Source organism: Polynucleobacter sp. MWH-UH25E (assembly GCF_018687095.1).
GTDB lineage: Bacteria > Pseudomonadota > Gammaproteobacteria > Burkholderiales > Burkholderiaceae > Polynucleobacter.
In genome coordinates this window covers 1,803,542-1,817,105 of the sequence record NZ_CP061286.1, presented here as the reverse complement: position 1 = coordinate 1,817,105, position 13,564 = coordinate 1,803,542, and the positions used below count along the sequence as shown (strand labels likewise).

16 protein-coding genes and 1 tRNA gene are annotated in these 13,564 nt (G+C 45.2%); 10 read left to right on the top strand and 7 right to left on the bottom strand.

Translation table 11 applies throughout. From position 1 onward, the window contains the following. The first annotated feature begins 13 nt into the window (after positions 1-13). The 5 genes from ICV39_RS09325 (at position 14) to ICV39_RS09305 (ending at position 4,830) form a co-directional block, all read left to right on the top strand. A complete protein-coding gene (locus tag ICV39_RS09325) occupies positions 14-2,326 on the top strand; it encodes a DNA translocase FtsK (protein WP_371816536.1) in 2,313 nt (770 codons plus the stop codon). After that, positions 2,286-3,017 (top strand): outer membrane lipoprotein carrier protein LolA, encoded by a 732-nt coding sequence (locus ICV39_RS09320; protein ID WP_251372674.1) that lies wholly within the window; start codon positions 2,286-2,288, stop codon positions 3,015-3,017. The genes ICV39_RS09325 and ICV39_RS09320 overlap by 41 nt, the downstream gene beginning before the upstream one ends. A gap of 58 nt (positions 3,018-3,075) precedes the next feature. Next, on the top strand, positions 3,076-4,386 hold the full coding sequence (gene serS / locus ICV39_RS09315; protein ID WP_215389807.1) for a serine--tRNA ligase: 1,311 nt from the start codon (positions 3,076-3,078) through the stop codon (positions 4,384-4,386). A gap of 61 nt (positions 4,387-4,447) precedes the next feature. Then, positions 4,448-4,537: transfer RNA gene (locus ICV39_RS09310), tRNA-Ser, on the top strand. A 29-nt stretch (positions 4,538-4,566) separates the two neighbouring features. Then, the gene (locus ICV39_RS09305) at positions 4,567-4,830 is read left to right on the top strand and encodes a hypothetical protein (protein ID WP_215389806.1); all 264 of its coding nucleotides are present in this window, start codon (positions 4,567-4,569) and stop codon (positions 4,828-4,830) included. Between the two features lie 14 nt (positions 4,831-4,844). Here the strand turns inward: ICV39_RS09305 and ICV39_RS09300 are convergent, their stop codons facing one another. Further along, positions 4,845-5,681: a hypothetical protein gene (locus tag ICV39_RS09300; RefSeq protein ID WP_215389805.1), complete on the bottom strand. Its 837-nt coding sequence runs from the start codon at positions 5,679-5,681 to the stop codon at positions 4,845-4,847. 223 nt (positions 5,682-5,904) lie between these two features. Here ICV39_RS09300 and ICV39_RS09295 point away from each other — a divergent pair, with 223 nt between their 5' ends. Further along, the gene (locus ICV39_RS09295) at positions 5,905-6,123 is read left to right on the top strand and encodes a YdcH family protein (protein WP_215389804.1); all 219 of its coding nucleotides are present in this window, start codon (positions 5,905-5,907) and stop codon (positions 6,121-6,123) included. A gap of 37 nt (positions 6,124-6,160) precedes the next feature. Here ICV39_RS09295 and ICV39_RS09290 read toward each other — a convergent pair whose 3' ends face one another. The 4 genes from ICV39_RS09290 to ICV39_RS09275 all read right to left on the bottom strand — a co-directional run bounded on the left by ICV39_RS09290 (position 6,161) and on the right by ICV39_RS09275 (position 7,366). Beyond that, the gene (locus ICV39_RS09290) at positions 6,161-6,502 is read right to left on the bottom strand and encodes a zinc ribbon domain-containing protein YjdM (RefSeq protein WP_215389803.1); all 342 of its coding nucleotides are present in this window, start codon (positions 6,500-6,502) and stop codon (positions 6,161-6,163) included. Between the two features lie 13 nt (positions 6,503-6,515). Then, positions 6,516-6,863 (bottom strand): phage holin family protein, encoded by a 348-nt coding sequence (locus tag ICV39_RS09285; RefSeq protein WP_215389802.1) that lies wholly within the window; start codon positions 6,861-6,863, stop codon positions 6,516-6,518. 68 nt (positions 6,864-6,931) lie between these two features. Continuing rightward, positions 6,932-7,132 carry a SlyX family protein gene (locus ICV39_RS09280; protein ID WP_215389801.1) on the bottom strand — a complete coding sequence of 67 codons (201 nt, stop codon included), beginning with the start codon at positions 7,130-7,132 and terminating at the stop codon, positions 6,932-6,934. Positions 7,133-7,144: 12 nt separating this feature from the next. Continuing rightward, entirely contained in the window at positions 7,145-7,366 is a 222-nt protein-coding gene (locus ICV39_RS09275; RefSeq protein ID WP_215389800.1) for a hypothetical protein, read from the bottom strand. Positions 7,367-7,395: 29 nt separating this feature from the next. Between ICV39_RS09275 and ICV39_RS09270 the strand changes: the two genes are divergently transcribed. Then, positions 7,396-8,394 (top strand): LLM class flavin-dependent oxidoreductase, encoded by a 999-nt coding sequence (locus ICV39_RS09270; protein WP_215389799.1) that lies wholly within the window; start codon positions 7,396-7,398, stop codon positions 8,392-8,394. Between the two features lie 39 nt (positions 8,395-8,433). On the opposite strand, the gene ICV39_RS09265 is transcribed toward ICV39_RS09270, so the two are convergent. Then, positions 8,434-8,844 carry a putative toxin-antitoxin system toxin component, PIN family gene (locus ICV39_RS09265; protein ID WP_215389798.1) on the bottom strand — a complete coding sequence of 137 codons (411 nt, stop codon included), beginning with the start codon at positions 8,842-8,844 and terminating at the stop codon, positions 8,434-8,436. Between the two features lie 16 nt (positions 8,845-8,860). Next, positions 8,861-9,409, bottom strand: coding sequence for a YaeQ family protein (locus ICV39_RS09260; RefSeq protein WP_215389797.1), 549 nt, complete (start codon positions 9,407-9,409; stop codon positions 8,861-8,863). 76 nt (positions 9,410-9,485) lie between these two features. Here ICV39_RS09260 and ICV39_RS09255 point away from each other — a divergent pair, with 76 nt between their 5' ends. From ICV39_RS09255 to hemN, 3 genes are read left to right on the top strand one after another with little or no spacing between them, the layout of a single operon-like run. Continuing rightward, positions 9,486-10,472 carry a tripartite tricarboxylate transporter substrate binding protein gene (locus tag ICV39_RS09255; protein WP_215389796.1) on the top strand — a complete coding sequence of 329 codons (987 nt, stop codon included), beginning with the start codon at positions 9,486-9,488 and terminating at the stop codon, positions 10,470-10,472. 23 nt (positions 10,473-10,495) lie between these two features. After that, entirely contained in the window at positions 10,496-12,115 is a 1,620-nt protein-coding gene (locus tag ICV39_RS09250; RefSeq protein ID WP_215389795.1) for an NAD(P)/FAD-dependent oxidoreductase, read from the top strand. Positions 12,116-12,124: 9 nt separating this feature from the next. Then, positions 12,125-13,552 (top strand): oxygen-independent coproporphyrinogen III oxidase, encoded by a 1,428-nt coding sequence (hemN, locus tag ICV39_RS09245; RefSeq protein WP_215389794.1) that lies wholly within the window; start codon positions 12,125-12,127, stop codon positions 13,550-13,552. Positions 13,553-13,564: the final 12 nt, after the last annotated feature.

Sequence of the window (13,564 nt, the reverse complement as noted above, 5' to 3'; positions counted from 1 at the left end):
CAATCGGTAGAACATGGCGAGAACCGTATACCCAAAGTCTAAGAACCAAACGACCCCCCAGCCCCCTAGCGGTGATGGACAGGGCAGGATGCCCCGCCTCCTCTTGGAGGCCCGCTGGTTTATCTCCCTAGGTCTCTGTTTAGGCTTATTTGCCATATTGCTTACTTATTCCAAGGCAGACCCTGCCTGGTCGCATGCCAGTTTTGAGACCCCCAGGAATCTAGGTGGCCGTTTTGGCGCTTATTTGGCTGATTTATTGCTCTATATCTTCGGAATATCCGCTTTTTGGTGGGTTGTACTGTTTGGGCGTCGAGTTCTTCAGGGCTGGCGTGAGCTTTGGAGTATTCCGCTGCCACCCGATCCTGAAGCGAAGCCGGATTCTTTATTAACGCGTTGGTTAGGCTTTGCTCTCACTTTAATTTGTAGCATGGGTCTTGAATCAATTCGTTTGCATTCTTTGACTTGGGAATTACCAAGACCGCCGGGCGGCATTTTGGGTGAGTTAATTGGTGACCCAATGCAAATGTCTCTAGGGTTTACAGGCGCGACATTGGTTTTGCTATTTGGTTTATGCGCGGGCCTTTCACTTTTCTTGCATTTCTCATGGCTTGATGTCGCTGAAAAAGTAGGGCGCTTCTTGGAGGTTTCTTATCACCGTATTCGTGAGCGTCGTGATAGTGAAGAAGATCGCAAGCTTGGTGAGGCTGCTGCTGAAGAGCGTGAAGAGTTTGTTGAAGAAATTCGTGGGCGCGTTGAAGTTGCGGCACCTGTTCAGATTGTGCGTGCACCAGTAGAGATTCCTAAGAGCGTGCGTGTTGAGCGTGAGAAGCAACAACCACTATTCGTAGATATCCCAGATTCTGAATTACCCCCACTGGCATTACTAGATCCAGTTCCCGAAGCCAAGGAAACTGTCTCTGCGGATGTATTGGAATTTACTTCACGCTTAATTGAACGCAAGCTAGCCGAGTTCAATGTACAAGTAACTGTCATCGCCGCCTATCCTGGCCCTGTTGTAACTCGCTATGAAATTGATCCAGCGGTAGGTGTTAAGGGTAGTCAGATTGTGAACCTATCCCGTGACTTAGCTCGCTCGTTGGGTGTTGTCAGTATGCGAGTGGTGGAAACAATTCCCGGTAAAACTTGCATGGCCTTGGAGTTGCCAAATCCAACGCGTCAGTCTGTGTACTTATCTGAGATTTTGACTTCACAGGTCTACAACGATAACCATTCCTTATTGACTCTTGCTTTAGGTAAAGATATTTCTGGTAGCCCAATGGTCGCTGACTTGGCTAAGATGCCGCACTGCTTGGTGGCAGGTACTACTGGTGCTGGTAAATCCGTTGGAATCAATGCCATGATTTTGTCGCTACTCTTTAAGGCTAAGCCTGATGAAGTGCGTCTCATCATGATTGATCCTAAGATGTTAGAGATGGCGATCTACGACAAGATTCCCCATTTGCTTTGCCCGGTAGTTACAGATATGAAGCAGGCGTATAACGCGCTCAACTGGGCCGTGAATGAGATGGAACGTCGCTACAAACTCATGAGTAAGTTTGGCGTTCGTAACCTTGCAGGCTTTAATAAGAAGATTGCCGAAGCAGAAGAGAAGGGCGAGAAACTTACCAATCCATTTAGCCTAACTCCTGACGATCCAGAGCCAATCTATAAAGCGCCAGTCATCGTGATTGTGATTGACGAGTTGGCTGACCTCATGATGGTCTCTGGCAAGAAGATTGAGGAGTTAATTGCTCGTATCGCACAAAAGGCGCGTGCTGCTGGTATTCATTTAGTATTGGCCACACAACGCCCTAGCGTCGATGTGATTACTGGTTTGATTAAGGCCAACGTGCCAACCCGTATTTCATTCCAAGTAAGTAGCAAGATTGATAGTCGTACGATTTTGGATCAACAGGGTGCAGAAACGCTCTTGGGTATGGGTGATATGTTGTACATGGCGCCAGGTACTGGATTGCCAGTGCGTGTGCATGGCGCATTTGTATCTGATGATGAAGTGCATCGTGTGGTTGAGTGGCTCAAAGAGAAGGGTGAGGCCAACTATATTGACGGCGTTCTCGAAGGCGCTGACGAGTCTAATATTGACGCCCTAACTGGTGAGAGCGGGGGCGAAGCTGATCCACTCTATGATCAAGCTGTAGCCATTGTTCTAGAAAACAAACGCCCATCGATTTCTTTGGTGCAACGCCATCTTCGCATTGGTTATAACCGCGCAGCTCGCCTCTTGGAGGATATGGAGAAAGCTGGACTGGTATCTAAGATGGGTAATGGCGGTAATCGCGAGATTCTTCATCGCCCTTCGGAGTAATTTCCCTTTGCAAAAATTCTGGTCTGCGGTATTCATTGGTATTGCTTGTATTGCTCTGTCCGGCTTAGCTCTAGCAGAGGGCGAAACAGGCTCTGAGCAGTTGCGTCAATTTGTTCGCAACTCCAAAACTGCTGAAGGTGATTTTGTTCAGCAACAACTACGAGCACCTAAGGCTAATGAACCGCAAGATAAAGGCCTGAAAGTGGTGCGCCAAACCCAAGGTCATTTTGTATTTCAAAGGCCGGGCCGTTTTGTTTGGGAAACACAAAAGCCTTATGAGCAAAAACTCATTACCAATGGAAGTCAATTGATCTTGTGGGATAAAGATTTAAATCAAGCGACTATTCGTCCTGCAGGCCAAGCTTTGGCTGCAACACCAGCCGCAATATTGTTTGGTGAGACTTCACTTGATCAGCATTTTGATTTGGTAGATGGTGAAGAGCGTTTAGGAATGAAGTGGGTTGCATTAGTGCCCAAAAAAGATCCTAGCACCAAGAGTAAAAATGATCTGCCTTACACAAAGATATCTATTGGTATGAGTAATGGCCTGCCAAAGGCTTTGGAGCTAATAGACGGCTTAGGCAGTGTGGTGTTGGTGACCCTTGATAAGATTCAGTTAAACGTCAATCTGCCAGCAAATCGCTTTAATTTCACCCCTCCTGCGGGAGCCGAAGTCTTACGCTTAAACTAGAGTCTAAATAAGTAGCAGGCAGCAAATAACTGATTAACCCTTATTCATTGAGCATTACATGATTGATCCGCAACTCCTTCGTAAAGATATCGCTGCAGTACAGGCGCGTTTAGCTACTCGTAAATTCCAGTTGGATGTTGAGAAATTCAATGCCTTGGAGGCTGAGCGCAAATCTTTACAAACTCGCACCGAAGAACTGCAAGCAAAACGCAATCAGCTATCTAAAGCGATTGGCATGAAGAAGGGTAAGGGCGAAGATGCTTCCGCTGAAATGGCAGAGGTTTCTCAGGTCAATGTGGATATGGAATCTGGGGCAACACGTTTAGCAATTTTGCAGGCTGAGATATCAGATTTCTTGATGGGTATTCCAAATCTGCCAGATGAGTCTGTGCCTACCGGCAAAGATGAAACCGAAAATAAAGAAATCAAGCGTTGGGGCGAACAGCCTATTTTTGATTTTGAAATTAAGGACCACGTTGATCTTGGTAGTCCATTGGGGTTAGATTTTGAAGTAGCGGCAAAAATAAGTGGTTCACGTTTCGTAGTGCTGAAAGGGCCTATTGCTCGGTTACATCGCGCTCTAGCGCAATTCATGATTGATACACATGCAAGTAATCATGGCTATCAAGAGGTCTATGCTCCCTACATGGTCAACGCTGCATCTATGCGCGGCACCGGTCAATTGCCCAAGTTTGAAGAAGATCTTTTTAAGGTTCCCCGCCAAATGGGTGGTGATGGTGAAAGCGGTGAAGCTAAGACTGAAAATTTTTATCTCATTCCTACAGCGGAAGTGCCTGTAACCAATCTTGTGCGTGATGAGATTGTGAATGCCGATACTCTGCCATTAAAGTTTGTTGCTCATACCCCTTGCTTCCGCTCAGAAGCGGGTAGTTATGGCCGTGATGTGCGTGGCATGATCCGTCAACACCAGTTTGATAAGGTTGAGTTGGTCCAAATCACTAAACCGGAAGATTCGATGCAAGCACTTGAGGATCTAACAGGCCATGCAGAACGAATCTTAGAATTACTTGAGTTGCCATATCGTAAAGTTTTACTATGTACTGGAGATATGGGCTTTGGTAGCACTAAGACTTATGATTTAGAGGTTTGGGTGCCATCACAGAATGCATATCGAGAGATCAGTTCTTGCTCAAGCATGGGCGATTTCCAAGCACGTCGCATGCAAGCTAGATTCAAAGCGGGGCAGGGTAAGCCAGAATTAGTTCACACGCTCAATGGTTCAGGATTAGCTGTAGGCAGAGCATTAGTTGCGCTGATAGAGAACAAACAGCAAGTAGATGGCAGCATCGTAATCCCGAAAGCGTTACAGCCTTACTTGGGCGGTCTAGAAGTTCTCAAGCCAGTTTAAGCAACGCTTAGCAGGCGCAAGCACTCAAAACCACCCCAAAGCTATAATTTATTTTCGGTTCGGAGAGGTGGCAGAGTGGTCGAATGTACCTGACTCGAAATCAGGCGTACTAGCTATAGTACCGAGGGTTCGAATCCCTCCCTCTCCGCCATATTTTCAATTTCACCTTAGGAATTCAATATGAATTTCTCACGTTACATTCTTCTTGTTCTGACTGCAGCTGTTATTGTCGCCTGCTCAACCCCGCCAAGTCGCTTTGGCGTGTACCAACAATCAGATGGAACTATTGGCGTGCATGCACCCAAGGATGCAAAAGAGGAAGAGGCGCAAGACGTCGCGCTTGCAGAATGCAAGAAGTTAGGAAAGCGTAACGTGACGATTATTGACAGTCGGAAAACGATCAATGACCGTTTTCCAATGACATATAACTATCTGTGCAGATAGTGAGGTTTAGTAAGTTAGCTTAATAGCCACTTTTTGATGGATTTGTTGACACACATCGCATCTAAAGCAAGGCCAAAGAATTCAGAGCCATTGGTGACCATGTTTTCAATGGCTTCCACCTTGCCAGACTTGATTCCTCGCAAGTAAGTTGCAGCGCGGTAGCGCAAGAAATGTTCTGTCTCGCCATCTTCATTCTCGGTAGTACAGATTTCTAGATTGCCATAACGAGTTTCAGGGTTGATGTTGAGAACGGAAAGCTCAATAGCTCCCAATACCTTGCTAGGGATAGGAATTGGTACGTAAGAGTAGAGGGATACCAGCATTTCCTCTTCATCTACCTCAATGATGTGGTCGATATCCAATACATCCTGTTCAGTTAATTCCGTTTCACCAGAGTCGCCACCGCCAAATGTAGATTCAAACTGCAACATGGCGGTATTGCTGTTCTTGGAAATCTCAATCATGTCAGGATAGCCGAGCAAGCCTTTCCACCAATACATGAGTGAGAAAGTACAGGGCTTCACTTCAACCAATCCCTTTTTGGTGGATTTAGCAAAGTAAAGGCCATAAAACTCATCATCCTTCTCTAGACCATATTGATCTACCTTAGGCGACTTGTTGGTGGTCTTCTTGCTCGTTTTTGCGGATGCCTTTTTTGCTACTGGTTTTTTAGAAGTAGCTTTCTTTGCAACAGTTTTCTTGCTTGATACTTTCTTAGCCGGAGGTTTCTTATCTGCCGGCTTCTTTACCGCTTTTTTAGCAACAGTCTTTTTAGTAACTTTCTTGGCGGGAGTTTTTTTCACCGCTTTGGTAGCCACTTTCTTTTTTGTCGCCGTCTTCTTTGTGGCCATGATGTGTTGCCCTTATGGTTTGGTTATTAAAATGAGTATTTATTAGCCTTAATTTATTGATACTACCGCAAATTAATCATGCAAAACAAATGATCGTATGAAAAATAAAAATATTATTTTGCGTATTGTTCTTCGGGAGTGAGGTTGATAAACTAAAACCGTGTTGAGTGGGGGGTAATTGCTCAATACATTTTGATTTCATTACTTTTAAATGGGAGATTCTATGTTTCCGGAATATCGTGAATTAATTACTAATCTTAAAACCACCGACCGCCACTTTTCTCATTTATTTGATAAGCACAATAATCTAGATGCCAAGATCCTTCGTATGGAAGACCATAAGGAGCCGAGCACCCCGGAAGAGATTGAGACTCTTAAGAAAGAAAAGCTGCTATTAAAGGATCAGATCTACGCAGTACTCAAGAAAGCTAGCGCCGCCTAGTTGGCCTCGCTTAGTTGCTTTAAAAATAAAGGGGGCGTTAAGCCTTCTTTAAGAAGCAGGCTTTTAACAACATATTGCCTGCTTCTGTTTTGCAATCCACCTCATGATCTCCTGAGACCAATCGAATACCTTTAATCTTGGTTCCTACTTTTAGAGTGGTAGAGGAGCCTTTGACTTTGAGGTCCTTAATTAGCGTGACCGTATCTCCATCGGCTAGTAAATTGCCATTTGCGTCTTTGACAACTAAGCCAACATCTTCTTCCTCGGCTACTGCGATAGACCATTCATGCCCGCATTGGGCGCAAACATAGTTATCGCCATCGGGATAAGTCATGTCCTCTTGGCAAGCGGGGCACTTTGGAAGGTTGTCTGTACTCATGGATCGGGATGATTTAGAAAACGAGGCCGCTTACAAAGAGGCTGAAGATGGAAATAAAGATACTTGCGAAGAAGGCAGTCCAGAAGCTGGAAATTGTAAATCCGCTAACTAGTGCAGATACCAGCATCAATACCAATGCATTAACCACTAACAGGAACAATCCCATGGTCACAATCGTTAATGGGAGTGTAAATAGGATGAGTAAAGGCTTTACTACCGCATTGGCAAAGCCCAAGAGCAAGGCCGCAATTAATAGGGAGCCACCATCAGCAAACTTCAGGCCACTAAAAATATAGCTTGCTACCCACAAGGAGAGGGAAGTTAGACCCCATTGAATTAAAAACAGTGTGAGGTTACCCATATTGGACTCCTTTGATATTGGTTATTAATGAATTCTTTAAGTGATTTAGCGATATGGTATCAGCCACATCAATAATGTGGCGGAATTTCATCTTTAAGACTGCCGCCGCCTGAACCGCTGGCGCTAGCCTGTTCTTTGATAGCTTTGAGTTCTCTATAGAGAAATTCTAGTTGCTGCTGCTGTTTGTAGACCGTCTCATTCAGTTTTTCAATGAGATCTTCGGTAAAGCTCAGCTTAATTTCGAGATTAGTAATTCGATCGTCTGTCATTTCGTGCTTTCATTATTCAGTGATAAGTTCAAAGCGACCATCTTCCATTTCCGCTTTGGGTCTAATCCAAAAATCATGGGATTGCATGGATTCATAAACGTAAGCAGGCTCGAGGGTGGCCTCCACGTTGGCCAGCAAAAGAACTCTATAAAAACCACCAGTCTTTATATGTCGCAACTTGACTCCAGGCTTAAAAATTCCATCGTCTGGATCAGCCATTTTGGGTTTACTCATAAAACGCACTTTCTCGGTATGATTTGGTGATGGCAAATTCTGTTCCGTACTCTATTCTAGATATATCTCCTATTCCCCAAGGATTTACTGCGGCTGATGCTTTGCGTAACTCCTTAGACGTAGCACAGCATGCAGAGCAGTGGGGCTATACACGCTATTGGGTGGCCGAGCACCACAATATGACTGGTAACGCTAGTTCGGCCACGGCAGTATTGGTTGGCTATATCGCTAGTGGTACCACCAAGATTAAAGTGGGTTCTGGCGGAGTGATGCTACCTAATCATGCACCTTTAGTGATTGCCGAACAGTTTGGCACTCTGGAGTCTTTGTATCCAGGGCGAATTGAGTTGGGTTTGGGTAGAGCGCCTGGCACCGATCAAATGACTGCGAGAGCATTACGCCGTGATTTGCTGGGAAGCGATGATCGCTTTCCTCAAGATGTTCGTGAGTTACAGCATTACTTCGGTCCCATCCAGGATGGGCAGTCAGTAAAAGCAATTCCAGGGGCTAATACTCATGTACCTATTTGGATTTTGGGATCTAGTCTCTATGGTGCCCAGCTAGCCGCACATTTTGGCTTGCCTTATGCCTTTGCTTCTCACTTCGCGCCAGATCATCTATTAGAAGCAATGTCGATTTATCGCGATTTATTTAAGCCTTCAGAGCAATTAGTAAAGCCGTACTCTGCATTTGTGATGAATGTCGTTGCAGCTGATACCGATGAAGAGGCGCAGCATCTATTTACCACTTTGCAGCAGAATGTTGTGCGTATGCGTCGTAACACTCGAGGCCAGTTGCCGCCACCCATTGAAGATTTGGATGATTTTTGCGATCCCCATGAGCAAGCAGCTGCGGCTCATACTTTGCAATGCTCATTGGTAGGTTCGCTAGAAACCATTCGGAATGGGATGAGAACCTGGCTTGAGCGTACAGGTGCAAATGAGATTCTTTTCACAGGGCAAATTTTTGATCACCAAGCACGACTCAAATCATTTGAGATTGCAGCTCAGGCAGCTCAAAGTCTTTAGAAATTCTTAAAGAAAGCCTTGGAAATATTCGGGATGAAATTAGATAGCGCTGTAATCAGCACTAATGAGCACGTCTTCTAAAGCTGCTTTCTTGGCTAGCTTTAGAAGTTCATTGTCCTTGCTGATTAACAAACAAGGCTTTGAGGTGTAAGCAAGATTTAAGAAGATTTGATCATCAGGATCTTGGCATTGCCACGGCGCAGTATTAAGCGTTTCATCTTGAATGATGGTGGCTAAATTGCGCCATTGGCTCAGTATTTGTTCTTGAGTTGATTGTTCTAGGGAGAAGAGGGGTCTGGAGATAACATCCGCGAGTTCCTCAATCGTTTTGAGTGTGGCTAAGGCCTTCAGTTGCTTATCTACTAAAGCAGTCTTGATATGAATTGCCCTAAAGTCATTAAAGACAAATATGTCTAGCAAGACATTGGTATCAAAGATAACAGTCTTCATCAAATTAATTTAAAAATTAATCCTGAGGACTACGCCATATTTCTGGGGTAATTGTCACTTGACCTAGGTCTGAGGAAACGTAGGCTTCACCATCCTGAATATTGACATGTAACACCATACTGCGTTCCACCAGCTTATTCAGTTCTTGTGACTGTTCGGCTGGAATGGCAACCACCTGAAGATTGCGAGCACGAGTTAATTTATTCGCAATGCCATCCCACCAAATTTTGCTGGTTTGTCCACCATAGCAGTACACAATGACCTGATCTGCACGGCCACAGGCTTTCAGGATGCGGCGCTCATCAGGCTGACCCACCTCTATCCAAATTTTGATTTGATCGGTGAGGTCTTTGATCCAAAGATCAGGCTCATCGGTATCGCTCAAGCCTTTGGTGAAAGTCAAATCTTCATGAGCTTGTAGTGCGAAGGCGATGATTCTGATCATCATCCGCTCGTCAGTTTCGGATGGGTGTTTGGCAATGGTGAGGGAATGACTGCCGTAGTAGTGGCGGTCTGAATCTGCGACATGAAGGTCGGCTTTATGGATGGTTGCGCGTAGAGCCATGCGGCATTATCGCCTTTAAATGGACGAACCCCATATTGCCGTATCATTTTAGGAATTTCTCAGCTTTGGAGCCCATATGATCACCAGCAAGACTCTAAAAGTTCGCCTATTGGCGACATTCTTGCTTGGTTTATCTGTTTTGTTTAGCTCAGCAGTGAGCTCTGCTGAAACTTGGCCAAATAAACCTATCAAAATCATCGTTCCTTTTTCACCAGGCAGTGTTCAAGATGCTCTAGCTCGATCCTTTTCTAATGAGCTTGGTGCTGCCCTTGGCGAAGCCGTGATTGTTGAAAACAAGGCGGGGGCAGGAGGTACCGTTGGGACAGGTATCGTTGCCAAATCAAATCCTGATGGATATACATTCCTATTGGCTGCTGCGAGCCATAACATTAATGGCAGTCTTTTTACTAAGTTGAGTTTCGATCCTCTTAAAGACTTTACTGGCGCAGCTTATATTGGCACTAGCAGTTACATCATGATGACAAATGCAGAGTTTCCTGCGAAGTCGGTGGCAGAGTTCATTGCTCTTGCAAAGGCAAACCCAGGTCAATATAACTATGCAAGCGCTGGCAATGGTAGTGCCTCACACTTGGCGATGGCTTACTTTGACAGTATGGCTGGCATTCAGTTGGTGCACATACCCACCAAAGGTACTGGCGATGCTATTACTGAATTGCTAGCGGGCCGCGCTCAAGCGGTGATTGCAGCGAATGTAGCCGCTTTACCTTTCACAAATGATCCCCGCATTCGTTTTCTAGGGGTCTCTTCAGACAAGCCTTCGCCATTCGTGCCAGGCATTCCGCCTATTGGTAATACTGTGAAGGGCTATGTCTTTGATAGTTGGTTTGGATTGCTCGCGCCAGCAGGAACTCCACAAGAGGTTATTAGCAAAATGCAGGCGCAAATGGGCAAGATATTGAAACAACCTGAAATCATTGAGCGTATGAAGCGCCAAGGTATTGAGATTGGTCGTTTGACCCCTAGCGAATTTAATCAGTTATTGGTGGGAGATTATGTCCGTATGGCAAAAGTCGTTAAAGCATCCGGCGCTAAGCCCGAATAAGTAAATACAGTAAATTAAGTCTCATGATTCGAATTACTGAACTGCGCTTACCAATTGATCACGCGCCAGAATCTTTAGAGGCGGCGATATTAAAGCGTCTTGGCATTGCCGCAAAAGAATTAATTTCATTTGAGATCTTCAAACGTAGTTATGACGCTCGCAAGAATGTCTCGCTGGCCTTCATTTATACCGTCGATGTTTCGGTAAAGAACGAAGAGGACGTCTTAAAGAAATTAGCAAACGATACCCACATCCGTCCATCACCAGATACTAGCTATCACTTTGTAGCAAAGGCGCCTCCATCTATTGATTTAGGTAAAACATTGCGCCCTGTAGTAATTGGATTTGGCCCATGTGGAATCTTTGCCGCCTTATTGCTAGCGCAAATGGGTTTTAAGCCGATTGTGCTGGAACGTGGCAAGCAAGTTCGTGAGCGCACGCAAGATACCTGGGGCTTATGGCGTAAAAAGATATTGAACCCCGAGTCCAATGTGCAGTTTGGTGAAGGTGGTGCAGGAACCTTTTCTGATGGCAAGCTCTACAGTCAAATTAAAGACCCTAAGTTTTATGGGCGTAAGGTTATTCATGAGTTTGTGAAGGCGGGAGCTCCACCTGAAATTCAGTATGTTGCTAAACCGCATATCGGCACTTTTCGCTTGGTAGGCATGGTGGAAAAGATTCGTCAAGAAATTATTGATTTAGGTGGTGAAATCCGCTTTTCTCAAAAAGTCATAGGCTTCGATATAAAAAATGAGCAAATCACCGGCATCAAGATTGAGGGGCATCCAGACTTACCGGCCAGTCATGTTGTTCTTGCCCTAGGGCATAGTGCACGCGATACATTTAAAGCATTACATGATGCTGGCGTCTTCATGGAGGCCAAACCATTCTCAGTAGGCTTCCGAATTGAGCATCCACAGTCCTTAATTGATAAGGCGCGTTTAGGTCCTCATGCTGGTAACGAATTAATTGGTGCTGCTGACTACAAGCTAGTTCACCATGCCAAAAATGGACGCTCTGTATATAGCTTCTGTATGTGTCCAGGTGGAACTGTGGTTGCCGCAACATCCGAGCCCAATCGCGTTGTGACCAATGGCATGAGTCAGTACTCTCGTAATGAGCGCAATGCTAATGCGGGCATCGTAGTGGGTATTACGCCAGATGACTATCCAGGCGGTCCACTTGCTGGCATCGAGTTTCAGCGCCAAATTGAATCAAAGGCCTTTGAGTTGGGTGGTGGGACATATGAGGCTCCAGGTCAATTGGTAGGGGACTTTATCGAGGGTAAGCCATCAACTGAGTTTGGCAGTGTTATTCCTTCTTACAAGCCTGGTGTGCATTTAACGGATTTGGCTCAAGCCTTACCCCCTTATGCAATTGAAGCAATTCGAGAGGCTTTACCTGCTTTTGAAAAGCAGATTAAAGGTTTTTCAATGAAGGATGCTGTATTAACCGGGGTAGAAACTAGGACCTCTTCGCCACTACGTATTACGCGTGGACCCAATTTTCAAAGTCTGAATATCAAAGGCCTCTATCCTGCGGGGGAGGGTGCTGGCTACGCTGGCGGAATCTTGTCGGCGGGCGTTGATGGGATTAAAGTAGCAGAAGCAGTAGCACTAGATTATTTAGAATCCACACACTGATAAGCATACATGAGCTCCAGCGCATCTCAAGAGCAAACACAAGGTAATGCACAAGAAAAAGAAGTCTTGTTTCATCCTGAGTTACTGCAAAAATTTGATATCAATGGGCCGCGCTATACATCCTACCCAAGCGCCGATCGATTCCATAATGAATTCTCGGAACAAGATTATCTAGGGGCTCTTACACGTGTAGCAAGTATTAACGAGCCTTTATCGCTGTATTTTCATTTACCGTTTTGCCCCAACATTTGCTATTACTGCGGTTGTAACAAAATCATCACCAAGGACCATGGGCGTAGTGCCAAGTACATCAAGTACCTAGCAAAAGAAATGGCTATGGTTTGCGATGCAATGGGCCTACAGAAGAAAATCCCCATTACCCAATTGCACTGGGGTGGTGGTACGCCTACTTTTCTATCTCACGAAGAGATGATTGAGTTGATGCACCATACTCGCCAGCACTTTGACTTATTGCCCGGCGGTGAATATTCCATTGAGATTGATCCGCGTAGAGTATCTGAGGCAGACATTAAGCTTTTAGCAGATCTCGGTTTTAACCGTATTAGTTTAGGTGTACAAGATTTCAATTTGGCGGTACAGGAAGCAGTGCATCGCGTTCAAACGATCGAAGAAACCCAGGCCGTAATGGATTGGTCTCGTAAATATGGCTTTAAATCTCGTAGCGTTGATTTGATTTACGGCTTACCCAAGCAAACCCCGGAGACTTTTAAAGAAACTGTCGATGCGGTGCTCAAAATGAATCCAGATCGACTCTCGGTATACAACTACGCTCACTTGCCGCATATCTTTAAACCCCAGCGCCGTATTGCAGAAGAAGATCTGCCACCTGCTGCGGCTAAGTTAGACATTCTCTCTAATACTATTGAGCGCTTGGGTGAAGCGGGTTATCAATTTATTGGCATGGATCACTTTGCAAAACCCGATGATGAATTAGCCATTGCGCAAAGAGAAGGAAAGTTGCATCGTAATTTTCAGGGTTATTCAACCCAAGCAGAGTGTGACCTTTTAGCCTTTGGAATTTCTTCAATTGGCAAAGTGGATGACTGCTACTCTCAGAATGTGCGCACTTTAGACGAGTACTATGCTTCGCTGGATTCGGGCCACCTTCCAGTATTAAGAGGCTTGCGCTTAGATCAAGATGATTTATTGCGCCGTGAATTAATCGGTGAGTTGATGTGTCAGTTCAACCTAGATACAAAGCGCTTTGCAGGCCAACACCAGATCGACTTCCAAGCGTACTTCAAAACTGAGATGGAAGAGCTTAAAGACCTGGAAAAAGCTGGCTTATTGGAGTGGCGTGAGGATGGTATTTTTGTACCCATTAAAGGCCGCCTGCTAGCAAGGCGTGTTGCGATGACATTCGACCGCCACCTAAGAGAGTCACAAGCAAAAGGCACTTATTCCAAAGTGCTTTAGGGTAAACCTCAA

Bases quoted from the DNA above. Each gene is read 5' to 3' on its own strand.
- ICV39_RS09285 (WP_215389802.1), bottom strand. From the start codon at position 6,863: ATGGGTAACCTCACACTGTTTTTAATTCAATGGGGTCTAACTTCCCTC.
- ICV39_RS09250 (WP_215389795.1), top strand. From the start codon at position 10,496: ATGATTCGAATTACTGAACTGCGCTTACCAATTGATCACGCGCCAGAA.
- ICV39_RS09270 (WP_215389799.1), top strand. From the start codon at position 7,396: ATGGCAAATTCTGTTCCGTACTCTATTCTAGATATATCTCCTATTCCC.
- ICV39_RS09265 (WP_215389798.1), bottom strand. From the start codon at position 8,844: ATGAAGACTGTTATCTTTGATACCAATGTCTTGCTAGACATATTTGTC.
- ICV39_RS09255 (WP_215389796.1), top strand. From the start codon at position 9,486: ATGATCACCAGCAAGACTCTAAAAGTTCGCCTATTGGCGACATTCTTG.
- ICV39_RS09295 (WP_215389804.1), top strand. From the start codon at position 5,905: ATGTTTCCGGAATATCGTGAATTAATTACTAATCTTAAAACCACCGAC.
- ICV39_RS09275 (WP_215389800.1), bottom strand. From the start codon at position 7,366: ATGAGTAAACCCAAAATGGCTGATCCAGACGATGGAATTTTTAAGCCT.
- ICV39_RS09305 (WP_215389806.1), top strand. From the start codon at position 4,567: ATGAATTTCTCACGTTACATTCTTCTTGTTCTGACTGCAGCTGTTATT.
- ICV39_RS09260 (WP_215389797.1), bottom strand. From the start codon at position 9,409: ATGGCTCTACGCGCAACCATCCATAAAGCCGACCTTCATGTCGCAGAT.
- ICV39_RS09280 (WP_215389801.1), bottom strand. From the start codon at position 7,132: ATGACAGACGATCGAATTACTAATCTCGAAATTAAGCTGAGCTTTACC.
- hemN (WP_215389794.1), top strand. From the start codon at position 12,125: ATGAGCTCCAGCGCATCTCAAGAGCAAACACAAGGTAATGCACAAGAA.
- ICV39_RS09290 (WP_215389803.1), bottom strand. From the start codon at position 6,502: ATGAGTACAGACAACCTTCCAAAGTGCCCCGCTTGCCAAGAGGACATG.
- ICV39_RS09320 (WP_251372674.1), top strand. From the start codon at position 2,286: ATGGCGGTAATCGCGAGATTCTTCATCGCCCTTCGGAGTAATTTCCCT.
- serS (WP_215389807.1), top strand. From the start codon at position 3,076: ATGATTGATCCGCAACTCCTTCGTAAAGATATCGCTGCAGTACAGGCG.
- ICV39_RS09300 (WP_215389805.1), bottom strand. From the start codon at position 5,681: ATGGCCACAAAGAAGACGGCGACAAAAAAGAAAGTGGCTACCAAAGCG.
- ICV39_RS09325 (WP_371816536.1), top strand. From the start codon at position 14: ATGGCGAGAACCGTATACCCAAAGTCTAAGAACCAAACGACCCCCCAG.